6 protein-coding genes are annotated in these 3,233 nt (G+C 68.9%); 4 read left to right on the plus strand and 2 right to left on the minus strand.

What is annotated here, in order from left to right; genetic code table 11:
• Positions 1-744: serine/threonine-protein kinase (locus RMO85_RS04965; protein WP_310526848.1), on the minus strand; the 744-nt coding region annotated here is incomplete at its 3' end.
• Positions 745-952: 208 nt separating this feature from the next.
• Here RMO85_RS04965 and rpsF point away from each other — a divergent pair.
• The 4 genes from rpsF (at position 953) to rplI (ending at position 2,725) form a co-directional block, all read left to right on the plus strand.
• Entirely contained in the window at positions 953-1,246 is a 294-nt protein-coding gene (gene rpsF, locus RMO85_RS04970) for a 30S ribosomal protein S6 (RefSeq protein ID WP_310526850.1), read from the plus strand.
• 96 nt (positions 1,247-1,342) lie between these two features.
• Positions 1,343-1,948, plus strand: a complete 606-nt coding sequence (locus RMO85_RS04975) for a single-stranded DNA-binding protein (protein WP_310526852.1) — start codon at positions 1,343-1,345, stop codon at positions 1,946-1,948.
• 79 nt (positions 1,949-2,027) lie between these two features.
• Positions 2,028-2,264 (plus strand): 30S ribosomal protein S18, encoded by a 237-nt coding sequence (gene rpsR, locus RMO85_RS04980; RefSeq protein ID WP_008355445.1) that lies wholly within the window; start codon positions 2,028-2,030, stop codon positions 2,262-2,264.
• A gap of 14 nt (positions 2,265-2,278) precedes the next feature.
• Entirely contained in the window at positions 2,279-2,725 is a 447-nt protein-coding gene (gene rplI, locus RMO85_RS04985) for a 50S ribosomal protein L9 (protein WP_310526853.1), read from the plus strand.
• Between the two features lie 242 nt (positions 2,726-2,967).
• Here rplI and RMO85_RS04990 read toward each other — a convergent pair.
• Positions 2,968-3,233 (minus strand): Ig-like domain-containing protein (locus tag RMO85_RS04990; protein ID WP_310526854.1); only part of this gene is annotated, 266 nt, incomplete at its 5' end.

A 3,233-nucleotide genomic window follows, 5' to 3' on the forward strand; every position in this document is an offset into this window, starting at 1 on the left:
GAGCCGCAGTGCTGCCTCGGCCGAGGCGAGCCGCTGCTCCGGGTCGACCACCAGGAGCCGCTCCAGCAGGGGTCGCAGGGGGCCGGAGCCGATCGCGCCCTGCCGCTCCGGTGGCAGCCCGGTGACGAGCTGGAGCCCGACCCGACCCACGGAGTAGAGGTCCTGGCTCGGGTCGGGCAGGGCGCCGCGCGCCTGCTCGGGCGCCATGTAGCCCTCGGTGCCGATCGCCCCGGGGACGGTGGTGTAGCGGGCGTCCGCGATCGGGGCCGCGACGCCGAAGTCGCCGAGTCGCAGGTGCGGTCGTGGACCGTCGGTCGGCTGGAGCAGCAGGTTGGCCGGCTTCACGTCGCGGTGCACCAGTCCGGCGGCGTGCACCGCGGCGAGCGCCAGGAGGAGCTGCTCGAGGAGCAGTGCGGCGTACCCCACCGGGAGGGGGCCGTGCTCGTCGAGCAGGTCTTGCACGCAGCCGCCGGGCACGAGGTCCATCGCCAGGACGACGAGGTGGTCGTCGGCGGCCCAGCTGATGGGCGCCACGACGTGCGGATGGCGCACGCGCACGGCCTGCTCGCGGACGAAGCGGATGAGCAGGGCCGCGTTGTGGTGGCCGAGCACCTTGACCGCCACGATCGCGCCGGTGCGCTCGTCGCGGGCCCGCCAGACCGAGCCCATGCCGCCCACGCCGATCTGGTCGAGCATCCGGTAGCGGCCGGCGATCACGGTGTGGTGGAGGGGCGCCGTACGCATGCCCACGACCGTAATCGCGTGCCGGTGTCCGTGCGGTCGGTCATCCACAGGATGGGGTTGCCCCGTGGTGCCGGCGTGAGGTGACGTGCAGATTGTCCGCAGGGCGCGGCGCGCTGTTAACCTTGCCTGTCGCCCCCGTCCAGTGGGGGCACATCCTCCTGCCACGGAACGTCCGTGGCCGCCTTGAGTCCGAAGGAGGTAGACACGCATGACGCGTGCCTACGAAGTGATGGTGATCCTCGACCCCAGTCTTGAGGAGCGCACCATCGAACCGTCCCTCGACAAGTACCTCAACGTCATCCGCAAGGACGGCGGCACTGTCGACAAGGTCGACGTGTGGGGTCGTCGTCGTCTGGCCTATGAGGTCAAGAAGAACGCCGAGGGCATCTACGCCGTCATCTCGCTGACCGCCGAGCCGGCCACGGTCAAGGAGTTCGACCGCCAGCTCACGCTCAACGAGTCCATCCTGCGTACGAAGGTCCTGCGTCCCGACGCCAAGTGAGGCGTGCCCCCAGGGGCACACTCAAGGACCAATGTCGGTGGGCGCCGCCATGGTGGCCACCAACAACACTGATCAGCTGACTTAGGGAGACCTGACATGGCAGGCGAGACGATCATCACCGTCGTCGGCAACCTCGTCGACGACCCGGAGCTGCGCTTCACCCCCTCGGGTGCGGCCGTGGCCAACTTCCGGATCGCGTCGACCCCCCGCACGTTCGACAAGCAGAGCAACGAGTGGAAGGACGGCGATGCGCTGTTCTTGTCCTGCTCGGTGTGGCGCCAGGCTGCGGAGAACGTTGCCGAGTCCCTCCAGCGCGGCATGCGTGTCGTGGTGCAGGGCCGGCTGAAGTCTCGTCAGTACGAGACTCGCGAGGGCGAGAAGCGCACCGTCTTCGAGATCGAGGTCGAAGAAGTCGGTCCGTCGTTGAAGTACGCCACCGCCAAGGTCACGCGCGCCAACCGCTCCAGCGGCGGCGGCGGCTTCGGCAGCCAGGGCGGCTCTGCTGGTGGGTCGGCTCCGGCCGACGACCCGTGGGCCACGCCCGCTCCCGCGCAGGGTGCCGGTTACGGCGCTGCGCAGGGTGGCGGCCAGCCGGCCCAGGGCGGCAACCAGGGCGGGTCCTACGGCGGCAGCGCTCCTGCTCCCGCCAACGACCCGTGGGGTGCCCCCGGCGTCGGCGGCTCCGCCGAGCCTCCCTTCTGATCAACACCCATCCGAAGACACCTCAACCATTCCGCCCCTGTCGATGGCAGGGCCGGGCTTCTAGAAAGGGAGCACCACAATGGCCAAGGCAGTTATTCGCAAGCCGAAGAAGAAGGTTTGCCAGTTCTGCAAGGAGAAGGCGACCGGCGTCGACTACAAGGACGCCACGCTCCTCCGCAAGTTCATCTCCGACCGAGGCAAGATCCGCGCGCGTCGCGTGACCGGCAACTGCGTCCAGCACCAGCGGGACGTGGCGATCGCGGTCAAGAACGCCCGCGAGGTCGCACTGCTGCCCTACACGTCCACCGGTCGCTGAGAGGAGCACGAGAAATGAAGCTCATCCTGACGCAGGAAGTTGACGGCCTCGGCGCCCCCGGCGACGTGGTCGAGGTCAAGGACGGCTACGGCCGCAACTACCTCATCCCGCGGGGCCTCGGCCTTCGCTGGACCCGTGGTGGCGAGAAGACCATCGAGTCGATCAAGGCTGCTCGCCTCTCGCGGGCCGCTCGCGACTCGGACCACGCGGTCGAGATCAAGAACAAGCTCGAGCAGGGTCCGGTCAACGTCAAGGTCCGTTCCGGTGTGGGTGGTCGCCTGTTCGGCGCCGTCACCACCGCCGAGATCGCCGACGCCATCGGCGAGGTCTCCGGCGAGAAGGTCGACCGCCGCACCATCGTGGTGGCCAACCCGATCAAGTCGCTCGGCGCCCACGAGGTGTCGGTCAAGCTGCACGACGAGGTGTCCGCCACGGTGGCCCTCAACGTCGTCGCAGGCTGACCACCGACTCCACGCACATCCAGTCCGGCCCGCCGCCTCCTCGGAGGTGGCGGGCCGGACAGCGTCTGCTTCTGCGTCAGCCTGCGCGCCTGCGTCATGGGCGGTGGTCGTCCCAGCAACCACCCGCCATGACGTACGCCGAGGCGGTGGTCCTCAAGCGAAGTGCCGCGGTCCCCGCCACTCCCACAGTTCGTGGGTGGGCGAGGACCGCGGTCTTCGTCGAGCGTCTCAGCTGGCTGAGATCAGCGCAGGACCCTGAACTTCTGTGTGTCCCTGCTTCGCTTCACGGTGTCGGAACCGAGGTACTTGACCGTGACCGTGTGCTTGCCGGCCCTGAGACCCTTCCGGATCTTCAGCGCAGCCTTGCCGTCCCGGAGCTCGACGGTGCGCTTCTTGCCGTCGACCTTGATCACGACCTTGCCGGTGACGGCGACGTCAGCCGTGACCCGGACCTTGAACGTGACCTTCTCGCCGGCCTCGGGCCTGGCCGGCTTGACCTTGACCCTGG

It is taken from the genome of Nocardioides sp., from assembly GCF_031422975.1.
Lineage (GTDB): Bacteria > Actinomycetota > Actinomycetes > Propionibacteriales > Nocardioidaceae > Nocardioides.